Genomic DNA, 21,474 nt, shown 5'->3' with positions numbered 1-21,474 from the left:
AAAAAACGGGGCGATTGTGTCGCTGTGTATCTACACCCACCTCTGACACCTAGCGAATTCAATGGAGGGATTCTCGACACAGGCCAGATACCTCACCGGCATTCAATGACCCCATCGAGACAACGCAATCTGCCTCGATAAGACCAAACAAGGAGTGGGCGGCAACATTCGCGTCATCGTTCTCGCCCCGGCGTAACGGGAGATCCGAACTGGTGCGAATCCCAACTTACGCCGTGCGTGAGGGCGTGTACGGTCTTTATATCTAATAAGTTGATGTGTTTAGGCGGATATTTGCGCTGTTATCAGGCAATAAATCGATTAATACTTAATTCACACCCAAGCAAACAAAACTTCTGGAGCGAACATCATGAAAACCAACAAATTGATCCTCAGCTTGACCCTCTCCGTACTGGCCGCCAGCGCTGTGACTGTTCACGCCACCGACCTGTACCAACAACTGAATTCCCAAGTAGTCGCTGAAAGCGGTGCTGACCGTACCGGCGCTAGCCGCGTAGCCGAAGGTGGTGCCGACCGCACTGGCGCTAACCGTGTAGCTGAAGGTGGTTCCGACCGTACCGGCGCCAACCGTGTAGCCGAAGGTGGTGCCGACCGCACTGGCGCTAACCGGGTAGCTGAAGGCGGTGCTGACCGTACCGGCGCCAACCGTGTAGCTGAAGGTGGCGCTGACCGCACTGGCGCTAACCGGGTAGCTGAGGGTGGTGCCGACCGCACTGGCGCGAACCGTGTAGCTGAAGGTGGTTCCGACCGTACCGGCGCCAACCGTGTAGCCGAAGGCGGTGCTGACCGTACCGGCACAAACCGTGTAGCTGAAGGTGGCGCTGATCGTACTGGCACAAACCGCGTGGCTGAGGGCGGCGCTGACCGTGTAGGTGCTGGTCGTATCAGCTAATAACTGACGCAGTAAAAAACAAAGCCCGGCGGATGCCGGGCTTTTTGTTGTGTGGGATTAAACGGGATCGGGTGTTGGGGCCCGCCCTCTCCCCCGGCCCCTCTCCCGCAAGCGGGCGAGGGGTGACGTTTTCCGGATTGTCTGCGATCGGCCCCCTCTCCCGCGAGCGGGAGAGGGCTGGGGAGAGGGCTGCGATTAACGCTTCAAGCTCGGTTTCGCCTACACCCGAAATTGATTAATCAGCCGCCGCTGCTGCTCGGCCAATTTGGTCAATTCCGCGCTCGCCTTGCTGGCCTCATCCGCGCCACCGGCCACCTCGGCAGCCACCTGGCCGATGTTGGTGACGTTGCGGTTGATGTCTTCGGCCACTGCGCTTTGTTCTTCGGCGGCGCTGGCGATCTGGGTGTTCATGTCGTTGATCACCGACACCGCTTCGGTGATCGCATCCAGCGCGCCGGCGGCTTGGGCGGCGTGCTTGACGCTCTCGTCGGTTTTGCCCTGGCTGTCTTCCATGACCTTCACCACTTCACGGGTGCCGTGCTGCAGTTGCTGGATCATGGCCTGAATTTCTTCGGTGGCCTGCTGGGTTTTCTGCGCCAGGTTGCGCACTTCGTCCGCTACTACGGCGAAACCGCGGCCCTGTTCGCCGGCCCGCGCTGCTTCGATGGCCGCGTTCAAGGCGAGCAGGTTGGTCTGCTCGGCAATGCCGCGAATGGCGGTGAGGATGGCGTTGATGTTTTCGCTGTCTTTGGCCAGGTTCTGAACCACCGACACGGCGCGACCGATTTCGGTGGCGAGCGAGGCGATGGCCTGCGAGGTGTTGTTGACGATGCGTTTGCCTTCATTGGCCGAGCGGTCGGCGGCGTTGGCAGACTCGGCCGCCAGGGTGGCGTTACGCGCGACGTCCTGGGCAGTGGCGGTCATCTCGTGCACGGCGGTGGCCACTTGGTCGATCTCGGTCATTTGTCGCTGCACGCCCTGGTTGGTGCGGATGGCGATGTCGGCGGTGTTCTCCGAGGAATCGCTGACTTTCTGCACCGAGCCCACCACATCGCGAATCATGTTTTGCAGCTTGTTGAGGAACGTGTTGAAGCCGTTGGCGATTTGGCCCAACTCGTCGGCGCGATCCACTTGGAGGCGCTTGGTCAGGTCGCCGTCGCCTTTGGCGATGTCATCCAGCATCACCACCATCTGTTTCAGCGGACGGGCAATGCCGTAGCCGACGAACCAGATCACCAACAGGCCGATGCCGGCAATCACCAGGCCCACGAGGGTCATGCCGAGGGTGTCGGTTTGGCGTTGGTCGTTGAGTTTCTGGTGCAGGGCGTTGAGTTCGGCATACACGGCTTTTTCCGGTACTTGCAGCACGAGGGTCCACCGGCTGCCGGTTTCGGCGATGTTGAATGGCATCAGCAATTGCAGTTCGCCGGTGTCTTTGTTGGTGCTGAAGGTCGCCTGGCCCAGCGGCAGCGATTTCACATCGCCAATACCCGGCAGCACTTCGGTGCTTGGCGCGCCGAGTTTGCTGGGGTCTTTGGTGTAGGCAACGATGCGGCCGTTGTTGGAAATCAGGCCCAGCTCCCCGGCACCGTCGTAAAGCTTGGCGTCTTCGGTTTTAAGCAGTTCCTGAATGAAGTCGACGGTGAGGTCGGCACCGACGATGCCTTTGAATTCGCCCTTGGCCAGAATCGGCACGTTGAACGAGGCGAGCATGACCATCTTGCCGCCCATTTCGTAGGGCGCCGGATCGATCAGGCAGGTGCGCTTGGTTTCGCGCGGGCAGAGGTAATACTCGCCGGCACGCACGCCGGTGGGCAGCAGCTTGCTGCTTTCGATATCCGGGCCGAGGGTATCGAGGGTCAGGCTGCCGTCCTCTTTGCGGTACCACCACGGAATAAAACGCCCGATGTCGCTGGCGCCCTTGGCGGTCTGCCCGGCGTAGGCGGCGTCATTGCCGTCAAACGCGCCAGGCTCCCAGCCGATATAGGCATCGACCAGTTTCGGATTCTTTTGCAGGGCGTCGTGCAGCAGGTTGAGTAATTCTTCCCGCGACAGGCTCACCGCCGGCGCGCCGCTGCTGTCGGTTTCGCCAACCAGAGCATTGGTTTGCGCGACGCCGGCGGCGATGACCAAGGGATATTCCAGCTCACGCAAAATTTGACTGACCTGCGCCTGGGCCAGTGTGGTCAGACGCTGGTGAATCATTTCTTCAAGCAGCGACTGGGTGCTGGTTTTCACCATGTCCTGGGTGCGCGCACCGGCGAAAAGCGAATACAGCACCAGCGCGGCCACAACAGCCAGCACGCTGGCACCGGCCAACAGGGCCACGGAGAACTGGATGGATTTCAAACGCATGAACACCCCCACATCGGACTTTGTTGGCAACCTGTCCCTGGCGTATCGGCCGCCTGCGGCGAAAGCATGAGCGGCGGACATGTGTAGCAAAGATGGCCGATTGCCAGAGCGCAAGTGTGGTTGTTCTGCAAAGGTGGGCGCACTAGCATACGAACCCGTTTATGGAGGACCGGTATGAAGCACTCTTTTCGTTTGACGGTAGTGGCCGCAGGCCTGCTACTAAGCGCCTGCCAGGCGGTCAATACCACCAGCGGCGACTCTGTTGGAGTGGGACGCAAGCAGTACATGTTCAGCATGCTGTCGACCCAAGAGGTCAACCAGATGTATGCGCAGTCGTATCAGCAAACCCTTAGCGAGGCCAAAGGCAAAGGCCAGTTGGACAAAACCAGCGCCAACGCCAAGCGCGTTGATGCCGTGGCCAAACGGCTGATTGCCCAAGCGCCAATATTGCGCCCCGATTCGGCGCAATGGGCGTGGGAAGTGAACCTGGTCGACAGCGAAGAGCTCAACGCCAACTGCGGCCCTGGCGGCAAGATCATTGTGTACAGCGGCCTGATCGACCAACTGAAACTCACCGATGACGAGCTGGCCGCCGTCATGGGCCACGAAATTGCCCACGCCCTGCGCGAGCACGGTCGCGAGGCCATGTCCAAGGCGTACGGCATGGAAATCGCCAAGCAAGGGGCCGGCGCATTGCTGGGCCTGGGCGAAGATTCGATGGCCTTGGCCGACACGGTGGTGGAATACAGCCTGACGCTGCCCAACAGCCGCGAGAACGAAAACGAAGCTGACCTGATCGGCCTCGAACTGTCCGCCCGCGCCGGTTACAACCCCAATGCAGCGGTAACCCTGTGGCAGAAAATGAGCCAGGCCAGCGAAGGTTCGCCGCCTGAGTTCATGAGCACGCACCCGGCCAGCAGCAGCCGCATCGCCTCGTTGCAGGCGGCGATTCCGAAAGTTGAGCCGTTGTATCAGCAGGCCAAACCGAAGTAATAAAATCTTTGGGAGCGGCTGGCGATATTGGTTAGCCGCGCTTGGTCAGGCTTAGAAACGGCGACTGGCCTATCGCGGCTAAAGCCGCTCCCACAGGTTTTTTGTATTGGTTTAGGGCAACGCTACTTCGGCGAACGGCCGGGTTACCAGGCCCAGCTGTGAGCGGAAGCTTTCCATATCGAAGATGGTGCACAGCTCTTCGATTTCACCGCCGCAGGTCAGCGTCCAACAGGCCATGGCCGAAATGCTCAGCACCTTGTCGCTGGCGGGATAGCCCAGGGTAGGTTTTTCCAGGGTGCCGATCAGGGTGCTCCACGTGAACACCTTGTTGCCTTCGGCCAGCATTTCTTCGACCACTACAACCAAATCGGGCATGGCGCTGCGGATGTCGACGACCATCTGCCCAAAGGCTTCGCTGTCGAGCGGGCGCCCAACGAACGAACTTTTGTAGATAAAGCTTTTGCTGTGCAGTTGTTCAGCGAGGGCGATTCGACCTTTATTCCATGACAGGTCGATGTGGTGGCGGACCAGCCTTTTCATATCATCCAATGACATAGCGGCGCTCGGCAGAGTTGGGCTAGAAGGGCTTCCTTTAACGAGAAGCAAGCCTAGCGGACTCTGCCTGGCGCCGCTGTGAATCGGCATTGGCCGAAACGCCAGTAACCTGGCGTCAGATAAGTGGTGCGGACTAAACCATGCCGCTCGCTTGCAGTGCTCGGTAAATCGCGATGCCTGCGAGGATGAAGAACGCACCGGCTGCCAGACGGCGAATCAGGGTGAGCGGCAGTTTGTCGGCAGCAAAATTACCGGCCAATACCACCGGCACGTTGGCCAGCAACATGCCCACGGTGGTGCCGATGATCACCAACCACAGCTCGGGATATTGCGCGGCAAGCATAACGGTGGCGATCTGCGTCTTATCGCCGATCTCAGCGAGAAAGAACGCAATCAGGGTCGTGAGGAATGGGCCAAAGCTACGGGCCGTAGTGGTTTCGTCGTCATCGATTTTGTCCGGCACCAAGGTCCACAACGCGGTGGCGGCAAAGCTCACCGCCAGAATCCAGTGCAACACCACATCAGAGAAAAATCCGCTGACCCAAGCGCCCACCGCGCCGGCCGCCGCATGATTGGCGAGGGTAGCCACAACAATGCCGGCAATGATCGGCCAGGGTTTACGAAACCGCGCCGCCAGAATCAGGGCGAGCAGCTGGGTTTTGTCGCCAATTTCAGCCAAGGCGACAATACCGGTTGGAACGAGAAGGGAATCAAGCATCAGGCTTCCTCAGGGGCGGGTAGACACGGCTATGACACGTACTTCTTCCCGCCCCGGGTAAGGAGTTACGTGTCATAGGTCTTGTCAAACCCCTGGGTCCGTCTAGGCGGACCTTGGGTCGCACGCGCCATGCTCTGAGGAGCAAGTATGTTGACGCGTGCCGGGCGAAGCGCTGGCAATTGCAGTGCTTGCGGGAGACTACTCCCCTAGGACGGAGCGGATTCTGCCCGAGGACGCTGTAAGCGGCAAGCCAAAGTTAGTGCCGTTTGGCTCGGTAAACGCGAAACCCCTGACCTTCGCCCAGCGTGGCGCACGGCCCCAGATGCTGTTCGATGAGCGGCGGATATTTCAGAAAACTGTTGGCCACCAAACGCAATTCACCTTTGTGCTCCAGGTGTTTTACCGCCTTGCGCAACAGCTCTTCCGTGGCGCGGTAATGGGTGTGCACGCCTTCGTGGAAAGGGGGGTTGGTAAGAATGGCCATCAGGTTTTTCGGCGCGGCATCGATGCCATCGCCGGTGATCACATCCGCCTCAAGGCCATTGGCCGCCAGCGTTAAGCGACTGCTGGCCGCCGCGAACGCATCGACATCCAGCAGCGTGACCGAACTCTCGGGATAACGCCGCTTCAGCACCGCGCCCACCACGCCAGCGCCGCAACCGAAATCGAGCATGTGCCCGTTCGGCAGCTTGTCCAGGTGTTGAAGGAACAGGGCGGTGCCGCGATCTAGGCGACCGTGACTGAACACGCCCGGCAAGCTGAGGATGGTCAGCGGGCCGTCATCCAGTTCCAGCTCGTAGCGCTGCGCCAGGGCGTTCAAATCCGGTGCGGCCGGTGCGTTTTCCACCGTCACTTGCCACAGCTGACAATGCCGCGCGCTGTCGAGTTTGCGTGGGCTGCCGAAGGGTTGCAGTTGCTTGGCAGCACGCTCGATGCCGGCGCGTTTTTCACCCACCAGAAAAAGCTCGCGACCGGCCAGACGCGATGCCAACGCAGTCAGCAGGTAGTCGGTCAATTCACGCGACTTGGGCAAAAACACCACGGCGGCATCGAACTTACGCTCACCCGGTTCCACGCCGAAATGGCAGCGCTGGGCGAAGCGCTCGCTCAGGTTGTTGTGGTCGCCGGCATGCCAGCTCCAGCCGTGTGCATCGGACAGTTCGCCGAGCAAACCGTCAGCCGGCAGACCCGCCAACAGCACGTTGCCGGTGAACAATTCGGGCTGACGCAGCAGCACTTCGCTTCGCGGGTCCATGGGCGTCTCCTTGAATGGGGTCGGCAAAAAGCCGGGCAGCTTAGCCGACCTGTCGTTTCGGCGCACCGAGGAAAAACGCCTCGGCGTTTTCGCTCAGTTGGCCAACGATGCGCTGGCGCGCTTCGCGGCTTCCCCATGCGCTGTGGGGCGTGACGATCAGCCGGGGAATGTCGTTCGCCAGCAACGGATTGCCAGCGCTCGGCGGCTCTTGGCTCAGTACATCCGTGGCCGCGCCGCCGAGATGACCCCGGCGCAATGCATCAGCCAGTGCTTGTTCATTGACCAAGCCACCACGGGCGGTGTTCAGCAAAAATGCGCTGGGTTTCATGAGCGCCAATTGAGGCGCGTCGATCAGGTTGCGGGTGTGTTCGTTAAGCGGGCAGTGCAGGGTCAGCGCGTCGACTTGCGCCAGCAAGTGTTCCAGCGGCAGGCGATCGTGTCGGGCCGGTCGTCCCGGCAATTGCCCCAGCAACACGCGCATGCCGAACGCCTCGGCCAGCTTCGCTACTGCGCTGCCCAATTCGCCGTGGCCGAGCAGGCCGAGGGTTTTGCCTTCCAGTTCCACGATGGGGAAATCCAGCAGGCAGAACTGCTTGGCTTGCTGCCATCTGCCGTCGCGAATGGCCTGTTGGTAATCGGGTAAACGCGTCGCCAAAGCCAGCAGCAACATCAAGGTGTGTTGGGCCACCGAAGGCGTGCCGTAACCCTGGCAGTTGCACACCGCCACCCCGTGTTCGCGGGCTGCGGCGAGGTCGACATTGTTGGTGCCGGTGGCAGCCACCAACACCAGTTTCAGCGCCGGGCAAGCGGCGAACGTTTCAGCGGTAAGAGGAACTTTGTTGGTGATTACCACCTCGGCGTTTTGCACGCGTTCGACCACTTGCTCAGGCGTGCTGCTGGCATGCAGCGTCAGCTCGCCAAAGGCGGCGCGCAGGGGAGCGAAGTCGAGGTCGCCGAGGTCGAGGGAGTCGTGATCGAGAAACACGGCGCGGCTGCGGCTGGTCATCAGCTGTACCTTTTTTGCGGTCGGGGGAGGGCGTATCGTGGCCAGCCTAACAGACTGCGGAGCGCCACTTATGTACTGGACGGAGTTTCTAACCGTTGCCCTGATTCACCTGCTGGCAGTGGCCAGCCCCGGTCCGGATTTCGCCGTGGTGGTGCGTGAAAGCGTGGCCAACGGCCGTCGCGCCGGCACCTGGACGGCACTCGGTGTGGGCTGCGCCATTTTCCTGCACGTTACGTATTCGCTGCTGGGTATCGGCTTGATCGTGTCGCAGTCGATTGTGCTGTTCAGTGCGCTGAAATGGCTGGCGGCGGCGTACCTGATTTACATCGGCATCAAGGCGCTTCGTGCTCAACCGGCGAAGCCTGACGATGCGCAACAGCAAGCCGTTGAACCAGTCCAGCGCAGCGCCCGCAGTGCGTTTGTCAGCGGCTTTGTCACCAATGGTTTGAACCCCAAAGCCACGCTGTTTTTCCTCTCACTGTTCACCGTGGTCATTAACCCGCACACGCCGTTGCTGGTGCAGGCGGGCTACGGCGTTTACCTGGCCGCCGCGACGGCTACGTGGTTTTGCATGGTGGCGTGGTTGTTTAGCCAGGAGCGTGTGCGCGCTGGTTTTTCGCGCATGGGACATTGGTTTGATCGGGCGATGGGTGTGGTGTTGGTGGGGTTGGGGGTAAAGGTGGCGCTGGCGCGGATGCCGTAATGATCAAAAACCCTGTAGGAGCGGCTGGGCGCCATTCCGATTAGCCGCGATGCCCTAGACCTGAAAAGCATCGCGGCTAAAGCCGCTCCCACAATAGTTATGCGTAAAAAAGCCCGGCATCAGAGCCGGGCTTTTTCATTTCGGGCGAAGATTTACAACAGCTCAACCGCCACCGCAGTCGCCTCCCCACCGCCAATGCACAACGACGCTACACCGCGTTTGCCGCCGGTGTTTTTCAGCGCGTTAATCAGCGTGAGGATGATGCGCGAGCCCGTCGAACCCACCGGGTGGCCCTGGGCGCAGGCGCCGCCGTACACGTTGACCTTGGCATGGTCCAACCCGTGTTCACGCATGGCGAGCATGGTGACCATGGCGAAGGCCTCGTTGATTTCAAACAGGTCGACGTCGTCCTTGTTCCAGCCAGTTTTGGCGAACAGATTGCTCATGGCGCCGATGGGCGCGATGGTGAATTCGCTAGGGTCTTGGCTCTGGGTGGCGTGACCTACGATTTTTGCCAGCGGCTTCAAACCACGGCGCGCCGCTTCTTCGGCAGTCATCAGCACCAGCGCGCTGGCACCGTCGGAAATCGAGCTGGCGTTGGCGGCGGTGATGGTGCCGTCTTTGCGGAACGCCGGTTTCAGGCCGGGAATTTTTTCCAGATTGGCATTCAGCGGCTGCTCGTCGTCTTTCACCACGACCTCGCCTTTGCGGCTGGTGACAGTGACCGGCACGATTTCAGCGGCCAGCGAGCCGTCGGCAATGGCTTTCTGCGCGCGCTTGAGCGACTCGATGGCGTAGGCGTCCATCTCTTCGCGGCCGATGCCGTATTTGTCGGCGGTTTCCTGAGCGAACGAACCCATCAAACGACCAGTGCGGGCGTCTTCCAGGCCGTCGAGGAACATGTGGTCTTTTACCTCACCATGGCCCATGCGCAGGCCGGAGCGGGCTTTTTGCAAGATGTAGGGCGCGTTCGACATGCTTTCCATGCCGCCCGCCACCATCACGGTGTTGGTGCCGGCTTTGAGCAGGTCATGAGCGAGCATCACGGCTTTCATGCCGGAGCCACAGAGCTTATTGATGGTGGTGCAACCGGTGGCGGCGGGCAGGCCGGCATTCAGCGAGGCTTGGCGCGCCGGGCCTTGCTTGAGGCCGGCGGGCAATACGCAGCCCATGATCGCTTCTTGTACATCGGCGGCTTCGATGCCGGCGCGTTGTACCGCTTCACGAATGGCCAGGGCGCCGAGGTCGACGGCCGGAACGCTGGACAGGCTGCCCTGGAAACCACCCATTGGCGTGCGGGCGCCACTAACGATAACGATGTCTGACATGTGAGCTGCTCTCTCTTTCTCTTGTTCTAGTGAAACGTCTGGTGTGGCCGTCGGAGACTGGCCGATGGAGCCGATTCTACCTCGTGACTAAAAGTGGCCAAAGAGTCACGTGGAAATCATTCTTTTGACTGATTTATGCCTAGCGCAGCGGCTCTAGAGTGCGCCATACAAGAAAACGTGAAACGTCGCGACCGTGCCCGCTGGCCCCAAGACCAGGGGCGATATCGCCAGGTCCGGCGCAGGTGTTTCACTCCATTAGGCCGTGTGCATAGGTGTTTTCCATGCTGCAAACCCGCGTAATCCAACCCGCCGACAACGCGTACCAAGCGCCGCTGCTGATTAAACGCTTGCTGCTGTCGGGCAGTCGCTACGAGAAAACCCGGGAAATCGTTTACCGCGACCTGGTGCGTTACAGCTACCTCACCTTCAACGAGCGCGTCGCCCGTCTGGCCAACGTGCTTACCAACGCCGGCGTGAAAGCCGGTGACACCGTGGCCGTGATGGATTGGGACAGCCACCGCTACCTCGAATGCATGTTCGCGGTACCGATGATCGGCGCCGTACTGCACACCATCAATATCCGCCTGTCTCCCGAGCAGATTCTCTACACCATGAACCACGCCGACGACCGCTTTGTGCTGGTCAACAGCGAGTTCCTGCCAATCTACCAAGGTATCTCTGGCGCTCTCACCACGGTTGAAAAAACCATCCTGCTCACCGACGGCGCTGACAAAACGGCCGATCTGCCCGGTCTGGTCGGCGAGTACGAAGCGCTGCTGCAAGCCGCCAGCCCGCAATACGACTTCCCCGACTTCGACGAAAATTCCGTCGCCACCACCTTCTATACCACCGGCACCACCGGCAACCCGAAGGGCGTGTACTTCACCCACCGCCAGTTGGTGCTACATACCATGGGCATGGCCAGCATGATGGGTGCCGTGCATACGCCACGGCTGATGGCCAACGATGACGTGTACATGCCCATCACCCCAATGTTCCACGTTCACGCCTGGGGCGTGCCGTATGTAGCGACCATGCTCGGCATCAAACAGGTGTATCCGGGCCGTTACGATCCCGAACTGTTGGTGGGGTTGTGGAAGAAAGAGAAGGTCACCTTTTCTCACTGCGTACCGACCATTCTGCAAATGGTGATGAACGCCAAAGCGGCGCAAGACGTGGACTTCAAAGGCTGGAAAATCATCATCGGCGGCAGCTCGCTGAACCGCTCTCTGTATGAAGCTGCGAAGGCGCGGGGCATTCACCTGACCGCTGCTTACGGCATGTCCGAAACCTGTCCGATGATTTCCTGCGCCCACATGAACGACGAGCTGCTGGCCGGCAGCGAAGACGAACGCACCACCTACAAAATCAAAGCCGGCGTGCCGGTGCCGTTGGTGGAAGCGGCCGTCATCGACGCCGACGGCAACTTCTTGCCCGCCGACGGCGAGTCGCAAGGCGAGCTGGTGCTGCGCGCGCCATGGCTAACCCAGGGTTATTACCTGGAACCACAGAAAAGCGAAGAGTTGTGGGAAGGCGGTTGGTTGCACACCGGTGACGTCGCCACGCTCGACAACATGGGCTTTATCGACATTCGCGACCGTATCAAAGATGTGATCAAAACCGGCGGCGAATGGATTTCCTCGCTGGAGCTGGAAGACCTCGTCAGCCGTCACCCCGGCGTACGCGAAGTAGCGGTGGTGGGAATTCCCGACCCGCAGTGGGGCGAGCGCCCGTTTGCCCTGTTGGTTGCGCGCGACGGTCATGCGCTGGACGCGAAAAGCCTGAAGGAACACCTCAAGCCATTTGTGGAACAAGGGCTGCTGAGCAAGTGGGCGATTCCGTCGCAAATCGCCCTTGTTACCGAAATTCCCAAAACCAGCGTCGGCAAGCTGGACAAGAAACGCATCCGTCTGGATATCGCCCAATGGCAGGAAGCCGGCAGCGCATTTTTGTCCACCGTTTGACTGTATCGGGCCGCACACACAGCGTGCGGCCCGCCTCCCGAGCAAGCGCTTGGCCCCTCAGGCGCTGGCTTTGCGCCACATCCCGCCCTCAGTCACACCCCTCAGACCGCCGAAACCTGCATTCCAGAGTGCTTGGCGCGTTCAAATCACACTTTAGATGGATCATTGCGTACGACCTTGTGGCTATAGTCGCTGCCATCCATAACAAAAAAACAAACATGGAGTAGCGTCGATGACAACAACAAGAACGTTCTGGCGCCGGGCAAAACTGCCACTGGCCGTCAGCCTCGCCACCACCCTCGCCACACCTGCTTTTGCTGTGACCTTTAACGTTGGCGAAATCGAGGGTTCGTTCGACTCGTCGCTGTCGGTGGGGGCGAGCTGGTCCACTACGGGTGCGGACAAAGATCTGATCGGTGTTAACAACGGCGGCGATAGCCTGTCGCAAACCTCTGACGATGCTCACCTCAACTACAAAAGCGGCCATACCTTTTCAAAAATCTTCAAAGGTATTCACGACCTTGAACTGAAGTACGGCGATACCGGCGTATTTGTTCGCGGTAAATACTGGTACGACTTCGAGCAAAAAGACGAAGATCGCGAATTCAAACAGATTGACGATCACAACCGTAAAGAAGGCGCTCAGGCTTCCGGTGCGCAAGTGCTCGACGCATTTGTCTATCACAACTACCAAGTTGCCGATCAGCCAGGTTCGGTTCGCTTGGGTAAGCAAGTTGTGAGTTGGGGTGAAAGTACATTCATCCAGAACGGTATCAACTCGATCAACCCCATCGACGTTTCTGCATTCCGCCGTCCAGGCGCCGAAATCAAAGAAGGTCTGATTCCGGTAAATATGTTCTTCGTGCAGCAGAGTTTGACCGAGAACCTGTCGGCCGAAGCGTTTTATCAGCTGGAATGGGATCAAACCGTCGCAGACAACTGTGGTTCTTTTTTCGCACAAGCTGACGTAGTGGCCGATGGTTGTGACGGCAACCTGGCGGTACTGCGCACCCGTCAAGCAACCCTGGCTGCGGCTGGTCCTGCCGGCGTGGCTGCACTTGCTGCACAGGGCGTAACGTGGGGTAACCCGGATGAAGGCGTCATCGTTCCCCGTGGCGGCGACCGTGATGCACGCGACAGCGGTCAGTGGGGTACTGCATTCCGTTACTTCTCCGACGCTCTGGACACTGAGTTCGGCGCCTACTTCATGAATTACCACAGCCGCGCACCGGTCTTTAGCGGCCATGGCGCTCCTGCTGCCGCGTATCGTGCTAACACCTTGGGGCCACTGGCTGCTTTGGCGCCGTTGCGTGTGGCGGGTAACTCCCAGTACTTCATGGAGTATCCGGAAGACATCCGTCTGTATGGCTTGAGCTTTTCCACCACGCTTCCTACAGGGACCGCGTGGAGCGGCGAGCTGAGCTATCGCCCGAACGCTCCGGTGCAGATCAATACCACCGATATCCTTTACGGCGGTCTGACTCCACTGGGCAACGCTGCGTATAACCCTGCTGCTGCTGGCTTCCAGTTGTTCAACAGTGCCTCCATCCTTAAAGGCACGCCGGGCCAGGATCTGCACGGTTACAACCGTAAAGAGATCACGCAGTTCCAGACAACTTTCACCCAGTTCTTTGATCAGGTGATGGGCGCTGAACGTCTGACCCTGGTGGGCGAAGTCGGCGTAAGCCACATTGGCGGCCTGGAAAGTACGTCCAAAGTCCGTTACGGCCGTGACCCAAGCTACGGCCCAGGTGCTCTGCCAAACAACGCGTGCCGTTTGCTTAACACCAGCACCCTGGGTAGCCCTACCGCTAAGAACGTCAGTGAAAACTGCAACAACGACGGCTTCGCCACAGCCACGTCGTGGGGTTATCGCGCACGGGCCATCTGGGATTACAACAGCGTGTTCGCTGGCGTAAACCTCAAACCTAACGTTGCCTGGTCCCATGACGTCAACGGTTATGGCGCAAACGGCGTGTTCAACGAAGGCGCTAAAGCCATCAGCGTTGGCCTGGATGCTGAATACCAAAACACCTACACCGCCAGCCTCGCTTACACCAACTTCTTCGGTGGCGACTACAACACCCTGGTAGACCGCGACTTCGCCGCGCTCAGCTTCGGCGTGAACTTCTAAGCAGACAAAGAACTTTGAGGAAGACGATGACTATGAAAATAACAAAGAGTCTGCTCAACACCGGCGCTGCACTGGCGCTGTCGATGTTGGCTACAAGCGTAATGGCCGCGGTTTCGGCCGAGGAAGCTGCCAAGCTCGGTACTACCCTGACGCCGCTGGGCGCGGAAATGGCCGGCAACGCTGATGGCAGCATTCCGGCCTGGACCGGTGGCCTGCCGAAAAACGCCGGCACCGTCGATGCCAAAGGTTTCATCAGCGATCCGTTCGCCAGTGAAAAGCCGCTGTTCACCATCACCGCGCAAAACGTTGAGCAGTACAAAGCCAAGCTCACCCCTGGCCAGTACGCGATGTTCAAACGCTACCCGGAAACCTACAAAATTCCGGTGTACACCACTCACCGTACCGCGACCGTTCCGGCTGACGTGCAAGAAGCGGCGAAGAAAAACGCCGTTAATACCAAGCTGGTTCAAGGCGGCAACGGCCTGGAGAACTTCAGCACCGCGTACCCGTTCCCGATTCCGAAGGACGGTGCCGAAGCGATCTGGAACCAGATCACCCGTTATCGCGGCGGTAGCCTGCGTCGTCTGGTAACCCAGGCCACGCCTCAAGCCAACGGTTCCTACTCGCTGGTGTACTTCCAGGACCAGTTCACGTTCCGCAGCAACCTGACTGACTACGACGCCAGCAAGCCAAGCAACATCCTGTTCTACTTCAAGCAGCAGGTAACGGCGCCGTCGCGTCTGGCCGGTAACGTATTGCTGGTGCACGAAACCCTCGACCAGGTTAAAGAGCCTCGCCTGGCGTGGATCTACAACGCTGGTCAGCGTCGTGTTCGTCGCGCTCCGCAAGTGTCGTACGACGGTCCAGGTACCGCCGCCGACGGCCTGCGTACCTCGGACAACTTCGACATGTACAACGGCGCGCCAGACCGTTACGACTGGAAGCTGGAAGGCAAGAAAGAGATCTACATTCCGTACAACAACTACCGCCTCGATTCGCCGAACCTCAAGTACGCCGACATCATCAAGGCCGGTCACATCAATCAGGACCTGACCCGTTACGAGCTGCACCGCGTATGGCACGTAGTGGGCACCCTGAAAGAAGGCGAGCGCCACATCTACGCCAAACGTGACTTCTACCTCGACGAAGATACCTGGCAGGTATCCGAAGGCGACCACTACGACGGCCGTGGCACCCTGTGGCGCGTAGCCGAAGCACATGCCGAGTACTACTACGACAAGCAAGTGCCGTGGTACACCCTGGAAACCCTGTACGACCTGTTGTCTGGCCGTTACATCGCTCTGGGTATGAAGAACGAAGAGAAACAAGCGTACGACTTCGACTTCAAAGCCTCCGAGTCGGATTACACGCCAGCAGCCTTGCGCCAGTCCGGCGTTCGGTAAGCGTAGCGCCATAAAAGAACCGGCCTCCTGGCCGGTTTTTTTATGGCTGAACGATCGGCTGCGCGTTGGCGATGCTGCGTTGCGTCCTCGCTTTAGATGCTCACGTACTGCAGTACGCTCCGCTCTAAAGCTGCGGGGCGCCTTGCCTCGCCTTAGCTCGCTCGATCTCGATCTTTGTCAGAATCGAAAAGCGAAAAACATCGCGGCTAAAGCCGCTCCTACAGAGGCTGCGTTTTTGTAGGAGCGGCTTTAGCCGCGATGCTTTGGATTTGGCGCGTCGGCGATGCGGCGTTGCGTCCTCGCTTTAGATGCTCACGTACTGCAGTACGCTCCGCTCTAAAGCTGCGGGGCGCCTTGCCTCGCCATAGCTCGCTCGATCTCGATCTTCGTCGCGGTTGAAAAGCAAAAGCATCGAGGCTAAAGCCTCTCCCACAGGGACCGAGTTTTTGTAGGAGAGGCTTTAGCCTCGATGCGTTTGATCTACAGCTTTTTCAGCATTTTCGTGCAAGTTCACCGGCAAATACTTCAAAAGCCCGCCTCAAGGGGCTAGGCTGCAAAGCGCCGATGCATTACCCGCCATGACGTCTACAGGCCCCATAACAAGAAACCGCCGATGACCGATCTTTCCAGTTCTCAAGGTTTGGCTTTTCCTACCATCGCTGGTGGAGAAGGGCGGTTCTTCCGTCCGCCGCTGCCGGCTGGCTATATCACCCGTCCCCGTTTGTGTGAACGCCTGATAAATGGTTTGTCGGGCCGTTTGCTGTTGCTTACGGCGCCGGCGGGGTTTGGCAAAAGCTCGTTGGCGATTGAGTTCTGTGAGCGTCTGCCCAGCCGATGGCAAACCTTGTGGCTGAGCCTCAGCCAGATGGACAGCGACCCCGGCCGCTTTCTGGAGCGCTTGGTGCTTGGGCTGCAGCGCTGCTTTCCCGGTTTGGGCGAGGAAGCGTTGGGGCTGCTCAAGTTGCGCCAGCGCCATCAGCCGTTTGCTTTTGAAGAGTGGCTCGACGGCCTGCTCGACGATCTGACCAAGCGCCTCGACCCAGCCAACCCGCTGTTATTGGTACTCGACGATTACCACCTGGCCCAAGGCCCGGTGCTGGACCGTTGCCTGCAATTTTTCCTCAACCATTTGCCTGCCGGGCTGCTGCTGTTGGTCACCAGCCGCCAGCGTCCGAATTGGCATCTGGCCCGCTTGCGCTTGTCGCGCCAATTGCTGGAACTGCAAGAGCAGGACCTGCGCCTGACGCTTGGCGAGTCCAGCCAACTGCTGGAAAGCCAGGGCGTGAACCTGCAAGGCGAGGCGCTGGATAACCTGTTGCAGCGCAGCGAAGGCTGGGTGGCGGGGCTGCGTTTGTGGATGCTGGCCGCCAGCGAAGGCGGTGATACGCAGAATTGGGGTCATTCGCTGGACGGCGCCGATGGCCTGATTCGCGACTACTTGCTTGAAGAAGTAATCGAAAGTCAGAGCGCCGACGTGCAGGAGTTTCTCTACGAAACTGCATTCCTGGAACGCTTTTGCGTCGAGCTGTGCGACGCGGTGCGCGATGGCCATGACAGCGCGACCATTCTTCAACACCTGCAAGCGCATCAGGTGTTCCTGGTGCCGCTGGACGAGCACGGGCGCTGGTTTCGCTATCACCATTTATTTTCCGATCTGCTGCGCGCGCGCTTGCCGGTTTCCATGAGCCAGCCAGCAGCGAAGCTGCACTTGCGCGCGTGCCGCTGGTTCAGCGGCCAAGGCTTACTGGACGAAGCCATCGAGCAGGCGCTGCGGGCCGGGCAGCCGGATGTGGCGGCGAGCCTGGTGCAGAATTTGTCCGAGGAACAACTGCTCGGTGAACAGAACGTGGCGATGTTGCTGCGCTGGAAAATGGACTTGCCGGAAAGCCTGCTCGGCAGTTCGCCGCGGCTGATTGTGTTGTACGCCTGGGCCCTGGCCTTGGCTTGTCAGCTCGATGCGGCTGAAGACTTGGCCAGCCAATTGTCGCGCTTCTTGCCGGCGGCTAATGCCCGTGCGCAACGTTCCATGATCGGCCAGTGGCTAGCGCTCAGCGGCGTGATTGCCCGTGGACGCGGCGACAGCGCACTGGCCGAAACCTATTGCAGCGAAGCCTTGTCGGCGCTGCCGCAAGAGCGTTGCGGTCAACGCCTGATGTGCCTTTCAACCCTGGCCAACCTGGCCATCACCCGCAACGATCTGTGGCGCGCCCGTGGCTTGAACCGCGATGCGTTGGAGCTGGCGCAGCGCTACGGCAATCCGCTGTTTGAAGCGCTGGCGTATTACGACCGCGCCCGTGTGCTGCAAGCCCGTGGCGAAGTGTTGCGCGCCCAGGAAGAAGTGCGCCACGGCCTGGATTGCTTGCGCGGGTTGTCGTCGCAACGCTTGTACGCGGTGCGTGCGCGCCTGACGTTGTATGAAGGGTATTTGCTCACCTTGCGCCTGGAGCCTGAAGCCGGGCGAGCGCTTTTGTTGGCCGGCATCAGCGAGGCGCGCGCCTGCCGCGACACCAGCGTGCTGATCGGTCATTGCGTGCTGGCCACCATCGAGGGCCGGAGCGGGCGCTTGAACGAAGCCTTCGCCCAACTGGCCGAAGCCGAGCGGCTGATGCATATCTGGGACGTGCCGGCGATCTACTACCTGGCCATGATTACCGTGGTGAAGTGCGAGTTGTGGCTGATGCGCGGCCAGACTGAATTGGCCAGCGACTGGCTGTATCGCCTGGCCACCACCTACAGCGGCGAACAGGCCGCCGCCGCGCCGGAATACAACCCGCAACTGCCGCTGCACATCGAAATGCAGCAGGCGGTATTGGAACGCTTGCAAGGACGCACGGCCGATGCCGAGCGGCGGCTGCGCTCGTTGATTGCGCGTGCGCAAGGCGTCGGCGGCCAGCTCATGGGTGGCTTCGCGCAAGTGCAACTGACGCTGCTGTTGCTTGACCAAGGGCGCGAGCGCGAGGCCCAACAGCAACTGTTCAGTAGCATGGAGTCGGCCATTGGCGGCGGGCTGCTGCCGTTCAACGAACTGCTTAGCAAACACCCCCAGTGGCTGCGCGAACAGCTGCTGCCCCGTCCCGGTTGCCCGCTGCGCGAGCGGCTGCTTGGTTTGTTGCCGGCGCTGGAAGAGGGCGAGGTGTTTGAAGCCATCGATAACAGCGTGCAGACCGAAGCGCTGAGCAGTCGCGAGCTGTCGGTGCTCAAGCTGATCGCCAAAGGCTGCTCGAATCAGGAAATCAGCGAGCAGCTATTTATTTCCCTGCACACCGTGAAAACCCACGCACGGCATATCAACAGCAAACTCGGGGTTGAGCGGCGCACGCAAGCGGTGGCGCGGGCCAAGGCGATTGGCGTGTTGCGCTAAGTGCTTTGTTCGTTGGCTCTTGTTTGTAGGAGCTAGCTTGCTAGCGAACCCTGCAAACGAAATTCTCAAACTTCGTTTCCAGGGTTCGCGACCAAGGTCGCTCCTACAGGGCAACGATCAGGGCGCCGTCAGGTCAAGCTTCTTCGCCGCAGGCTTGTGCGGCGCCGGCATCGCCAGCTGATTTTCCACATCCGTTTGAATCGCCACCAGCACCGGCAGCAGGTCGTTCATGCTGCTGCGCACTTCGCCGTAAGGATGCTTTTGCGCCAGCTCATCGATGCGCGCCAGCAGTTGCGGCCGCACCTGAGCGTTGAGGTGCACGAACAGCTCGGGCAGCTGTTTACTGATTTCGGCGGCATACAAGGCCAAATCTTCGCGACCGAACTGTTTGGTCAGGGCCAGATAATCGAGGGCGCTGGAGGTGAGCATGGCAGCCGCTTCCTTGGTGTCTTGCAGGCCTTGCAGGCGCACCGGGTTGCTTTGCTCGGGTTGCGAGAGGGTCATCCAGAACTCAGTGGTCAGGGTGAACAGCACCGCTTGCTGGCGCAGCGAGTAGGTCATCAGGCCCAGCGCCTCTGCGCCGTAGGGCTGCTGCACAGCGTGGAAATCAAAGTACAGCCGCATCAGCTCTTTGAGCTGGAACAGCAGCTCGCGCGCCTCGTTCTGACGCAGTTCCAGCGGCGCGTAAATGTTCAGCTGTGAGCGGAAGTTTTCTTCACTGACCATGCGCTGGTAGATCGGCCCGGTGAACTCGCCGCTGCGCCGGGGCAGGGCGTTCGCTTGGCTGCTGTCGAGTTTTTGCAGGGCTTCGACGAGCTGGTGATAGTCGCGGCTGGTCCAGGGTTTCTGAATGTCGGGAATTTTCTCGCCCAGATAAAACAGCTCGGCAGCCGGCACCGCGCGCGCGATAACCAGCAAAAGGATGGCCAGCGGCCAGAACAGGCGGCGTGATAGCTTCATGGGCAGAGACGTTCCGGCAGCGGTTCTTATAAGAATGGGTGCAAGAGTACCCAGCCCGCCTGGCGCCGTCACCGGGCTGAGGGTTGGTTTTAGGAGAACGTGCAATGGAAGCGGAAAAGGCCGTGCAAGGCGCTGTGTTGGCGGTATTCGAAGACCTCGGCGGCTACGGCGCTGTGGCACGCCAACAAGGTGAAGTGGCAGACGGGCCGCTGGTTGGGCACTTGCAGCGCATCAACATCCAACTCACGGCCATTCCGGTATTCGCGCGTAAAGGCTTGAGCGAAACCACCGTGAACGACCTGCTCGCAGCGGCGAACGTGTCGCGCCGGACCTTCTACAAATACTTCGATAACAAAATGGATGTGCTTGAAGGCATCTATCAAACCGCCGTGGTGCTGCTATTGGCGCGCTTTCGCGACATGCAACAAGGCGCCGGCAGCCCACAGGAATGGCTGCGCAATATGGTCGGTTGCTTCTTTGATTACCACTCGGCAGTCGGACCGATCATTCGCCTGATGCAGGAAGAGGCGCTGCGAGCTGACTCGCCGCTGGCCCGCCATCGCCAGCGTGCCCATGTGGAAATGACCGCGTTGTTGGTCGAGCGCCTGGAGCACGACGGCAATCGTCGCGACCCGCTGACCTACCGTGCGCTGATCTGGGCGCTGGAAACCAGCTCTTTGGAATTACTCGGCCGCTCGGCCACGCGGGTAGAAATCGAACATGCCAAAGCCGTATTGGGCGACTTGCTGATCGCCGCGTTGTGCCCCGTCACAACCTAGGTTGGGCGCCAGGCGAAACCGGCCATGCTTTGATGCGACGACCTATAACAAGATTGTCGAGGTTTTCGCATGTCTGCTTCCAGCCTGACTCTTTCGCCGCCGCTGGCGGTGGGTTTCGCCCGTTTGGGCTTTGGCGCCTTGCCGCTGGACCGTTTGAAAGCGCGTTACGCCAATGCCGACAGCGGCTCCAGATTCGTCGAGCTGGACGGCTTCAATGTCCACTACCGCGACGAAGGCACGCGCGATAAACCGGCGCTGGTGCTGATTCATGGCGTGGTCGCTTCGTTGCATACCTGGGACGGCTGGATCAGCGCCTTCGCCGACCAGTACCGCATCATTCGGTTTGACGTGCCCGGCTTCGGGCTCACCGGCCCCGCGCGTGACGGCCAGTACAACGCCGAGCGCATGGTGAAGGTGTTCGGCTTGCTGCTCGACCACTTGGGCGTTAACAAAGCGGTGATCGCTGGCAACTCACTGGGCGGCTACATCGCCTGGAACTTCGCCCTGGCCCAGCCGCAAAGGGTTGAAAAATTGATACTGATCGACCCGGCCGGCTACCACATGCGCAAGGTGCCGCTGATGATCGCCGCCGCCGCGCTACCTGGCGCCACGTGGGCCATGCCGATGTGGATGCCGCGCGCGCTGATCGCCCAGGGTATTAAAGAAGTGTATGGCGAACCGGGGCGTATCAAATCTGGCGTGGTGGACCGCTACTACGACCTGAGCCGGCGTCCTGGCAACCGTCGGGCGATGATGGATATCTTCCGCGTGCTGCTGAAAGTGAACCGCGAAGAACTGCACGGCACCCCAGCGCGCGTGGCCCAGATCACTACCCCGACGCTGCTGATGTGGGGCGACCGCGACCGCTGGATTTCGCCGAAACACGTACCGCTGTGGCAGCGCGATTTGCCGGGTATTCAGGTGAAAACTTATCCGGGCGTGGGGCATATTCCGATGGAAGAAATTCCAGAGCAGAGCGCGGCGGATGCGCTGCGGTTTTTGCAGGGTTAAATCCGCCTGTAGGAGCGAGCTTGCTCGCGAAGCCCTTCG

16 protein-coding genes, 1 pseudogene and 1 riboswitch are annotated in these 21,474 nt (G+C 60.0%); of the genes and pseudogenes, 9 read left to right on the top strand and 8 right to left on the bottom strand.

Annotated features, from left to right (window positions below):
- Nucleotides 1-367 precede the first annotated feature (367 nt).
- A complete protein-coding gene (locus tag ACZZ0Q_RS18765) occupies nt 368-910 on the top strand; it encodes a phage infection protein (protein WP_463541226.1) in 543 nt (180 codons plus the stop codon).
- A 219-nt stretch (nt 911-1,129) separates the two neighbouring features.
- Here the strand turns inward: ACZZ0Q_RS18765 and ACZZ0Q_RS18760 are convergent, their stop codons facing one another.
- Both ACZZ0Q_RS18760 and ACZZ0Q_RS18755 read right to left on the bottom strand, forming a co-directional pair.
- Entirely contained in the window at nt 1,130-1,873 is a 744-nt protein-coding gene (locus ACZZ0Q_RS18760) for a methyl-accepting chemotaxis protein (protein ID WP_463561036.1), read from the bottom strand.
- 114 nt (nt 1,874-1,987) lie between these two features.
- Nucleotides 1,988-2,188, bottom strand: a pseudogene (locus ACZZ0Q_RS18755) (HAMP domain-containing protein); the annotation flags it as partial.
- A gap of 1,251 nt (nt 2,189-3,439) precedes the next feature.
- Between ACZZ0Q_RS18755 and ACZZ0Q_RS18750 the strand changes: the two are divergent.
- Nucleotides 3,440-4,258 (top strand): M48 family metallopeptidase, encoded by an 819-nt coding sequence (locus ACZZ0Q_RS18750; protein ID WP_463541227.1) that lies wholly within the window; start codon nt 3,440-3,442, stop codon nt 4,256-4,258.
- 111 nt (nt 4,259-4,369) lie between these two features.
- On the opposite strand, the gene ACZZ0Q_RS18745 is transcribed toward ACZZ0Q_RS18750, so the two are convergent.
- The 4 genes from ACZZ0Q_RS18745 to ACZZ0Q_RS18730 form a co-directional block, all read right to left on the bottom strand.
- Nucleotides 4,370-4,813, bottom strand: a complete 444-nt coding sequence (locus tag ACZZ0Q_RS18745) for a ketosteroid isomerase-related protein (RefSeq protein ID WP_122492855.1) — start codon at nt 4,811-4,813, stop codon at nt 4,370-4,372.
- A gap of 133 nt (nt 4,814-4,946) precedes the next feature.
- Complete coding sequence (locus tag ACZZ0Q_RS18740; RefSeq protein WP_463541228.1) at nt 4,947-5,531, bottom strand: TMEM165/GDT1 family protein; 585 nt, start codon at nt 5,529-5,531, stop codon at nt 4,947-4,949.
- Nucleotides 5,532-5,617: 86 nt separating this feature from the next.
- Nucleotides 5,618-5,751: riboswitch (yybP-ykoY riboswitch) on the bottom strand.
- A gap of 36 nt (nt 5,752-5,787) precedes the next feature.
- The gene (locus ACZZ0Q_RS18735; RefSeq protein WP_463560843.1) at nt 5,788-6,786 is read right to left on the bottom strand and encodes a methyltransferase; all 999 of its coding nucleotides are present in this window, start codon (nt 6,784-6,786) and stop codon (nt 5,788-5,790) included.
- A gap of 40 nt (nt 6,787-6,826) precedes the next feature.
- Complete coding sequence (locus ACZZ0Q_RS18730) at nt 6,827-7,792, bottom strand: 2-hydroxyacid dehydrogenase (protein ID WP_463541229.1); 966 nt, start codon at nt 7,790-7,792, stop codon at nt 6,827-6,829.
- A 70-nt stretch (nt 7,793-7,862) separates the two neighbouring features.
- On the opposite strand from ACZZ0Q_RS18730, the gene ACZZ0Q_RS18725 reads away from it, so the two are divergent.
- Nucleotides 7,863-8,495, top strand: coding sequence for a LysE family translocator (locus ACZZ0Q_RS18725; protein ID WP_463541230.1), 633 nt, complete (start codon nt 7,863-7,865; stop codon nt 8,493-8,495).
- Between the two features lie 152 nt (nt 8,496-8,647).
- Here ACZZ0Q_RS18725 and ACZZ0Q_RS18720 read toward each other — a convergent pair whose 3' ends face one another.
- A complete protein-coding gene (locus tag ACZZ0Q_RS18720; protein WP_463541231.1) occupies nt 8,648-9,823 on the bottom strand; it encodes a thiolase family protein in 1,176 nt (391 codons plus the stop codon).
- 281 nt (nt 9,824-10,104) lie between these two features.
- Between ACZZ0Q_RS18720 and ACZZ0Q_RS18715 the strand changes: the two genes are divergently transcribed.
- The 4 genes from ACZZ0Q_RS18715 to ACZZ0Q_RS18700 all read left to right on the top strand — a co-directional run bounded on the left by ACZZ0Q_RS18715 (nt 10,105) and on the right by ACZZ0Q_RS18700 (nt 18,685).
- Nucleotides 10,105-11,787, top strand: coding sequence for a fatty acid--CoA ligase (locus ACZZ0Q_RS18715; RefSeq protein ID WP_463541232.1), 1,683 nt, complete (start codon nt 10,105-10,107; stop codon nt 11,785-11,787).
- Between the two features lie 232 nt (nt 11,788-12,019).
- The gene (locus ACZZ0Q_RS18710) at nt 12,020-13,921 is read left to right on the top strand and encodes a DUF1302 domain-containing protein (RefSeq protein WP_463541233.1); all 1,902 of its coding nucleotides are present in this window, start codon (nt 12,020-12,022) and stop codon (nt 13,919-13,921) included.
- Nucleotides 13,922-13,953: 32 nt separating this feature from the next.
- A complete protein-coding gene (locus ACZZ0Q_RS18705; protein ID WP_463541234.1) occupies nt 13,954-15,324 on the top strand; it encodes a DUF1329 domain-containing protein in 1,371 nt (456 codons plus the stop codon).
- A gap of 613 nt (nt 15,325-15,937) precedes the next feature.
- Nucleotides 15,938-18,685 carry a LuxR C-terminal-related transcriptional regulator gene (locus tag ACZZ0Q_RS18700; protein WP_463541235.1) on the top strand — a complete coding sequence of 916 codons (2,748 nt, stop codon included), beginning with the start codon at nt 15,938-15,940 and terminating at the stop codon, nt 18,683-18,685.
- A gap of 117 nt (nt 18,686-18,802) precedes the next feature.
- Here ACZZ0Q_RS18700 and ACZZ0Q_RS18695 read toward each other — a convergent pair whose 3' ends face one another.
- The gene (locus ACZZ0Q_RS18695) at nt 18,803-19,645 is read right to left on the bottom strand and encodes a hypothetical protein (protein WP_463541236.1); all 843 of its coding nucleotides are present in this window, start codon (nt 19,643-19,645) and stop codon (nt 18,803-18,805) included.
- Nucleotides 19,646-19,749: 104 nt separating this feature from the next.
- Between ACZZ0Q_RS18695 and ACZZ0Q_RS18690 the strand changes: the two genes are divergently transcribed.
- On the top strand, nt 19,750-20,424 hold the full coding sequence (locus ACZZ0Q_RS18690; protein WP_463541237.1) for a TetR/AcrR family transcriptional regulator: 675 nt from the start codon (nt 19,750-19,752) through the stop codon (nt 20,422-20,424).
- A 69-nt stretch (nt 20,425-20,493) separates the two neighbouring features.
- Nucleotides 20,494-21,435 carry an alpha/beta fold hydrolase gene (locus ACZZ0Q_RS18685; protein ID WP_463541238.1) on the top strand — a complete coding sequence of 314 codons (942 nt, stop codon included), beginning with the start codon at nt 20,494-20,496 and terminating at the stop codon, nt 21,433-21,435.
- Nucleotides 21,436-21,474: the final 39 nt, after the last annotated feature.

This window comes from Pseudomonas sp. AC070 (assembly GCF_979258635.1).
Note: the sequence above shows the minus strand (reverse complement) of the source record. Positions and strands in the feature narration are given on the sequence as shown.